General features: G+C 39.5%; 1 protein-coding gene. It reads right to left on the bottom strand.

What is annotated here, in order from left to right; translation table 11 throughout:
* Positions 1-93: 93 nt before the first annotated feature.
* The gene (locus tag ACGHEH_RS21725; RefSeq protein WP_390449873.1) at positions 94-306 is read right to left on the bottom strand and encodes a hypothetical protein; all 213 of its coding nucleotides are present in this window, start codon (positions 304-306) and stop codon (positions 94-96) included.
* Positions 307-567: the final 261 nt, after the last annotated feature.

The following is a 567-nucleotide window of genomic DNA, read 5'->3' as shown; positions in this document are numbered from 1 at the left end:
TCGCTTAACCGGCGCAAAATAGCAGGCTAAAATTAGCGACGAAGGAGCGCAAGCCTGCTGTTTTGCGTCCTTGGTTGAAGCGTTTGTTATATTTTACTTATTCTCATTGTAATAGCTTGGTAGTTTAGGGCAATCAAAGTCACCTTCACTAAACATCTCGTTAATACGTTCAGGAAACATATCACGCATTTTCTCATAAACCGCTTCATTTAGAATGTGAAACCCAGCTGGGTTATCAGCTGTACCAAGGAAATCTTTAATATTACTTAGTTCAGGATAATGTGCAGGTTGGTGAAAAAAACGCATGTACTCTTGGAGAGTTCAATAAACATACATCAAGTCTTTTAGGTTAACTTCTACAGTCTCATTGGCATCGATTTTATCTAGACCATACTCAACTATTTCGGCTTGATTATTTGTATAAACATCATCCATTATCTGCGGACTCTCCGTAAAATATAACGCCGTTGTAACCGGCAAAAAATTGTTGGCTAAAATGTGAAGCGAAGCGTAACAGCCAACAGTTTTTTGTCCGCGTTGACGACCTTGTTATGCATCGACACACCG

This window comes from Pseudoalteromonas sp. MTN2-4, assembly GCF_042848605.1.
GTDB lineage: Bacteria > Pseudomonadota > Gammaproteobacteria > Enterobacterales > Alteromonadaceae > Pseudoalteromonas.
The sequence above is the reverse complement of the archived record's forward strand: the minus strand, read 5'-3'. Positions and strand labels throughout refer to the sequence as shown.

Bases quoted from the DNA above. Each gene is read 5' to 3' on its own strand.
- ACGHEH_RS21725 (WP_390449873.1), bottom strand. From the start codon at position 306: ATGCGTTTTTTTCACCAACCTGCACATTATCCTGAACTAAGTAATATT.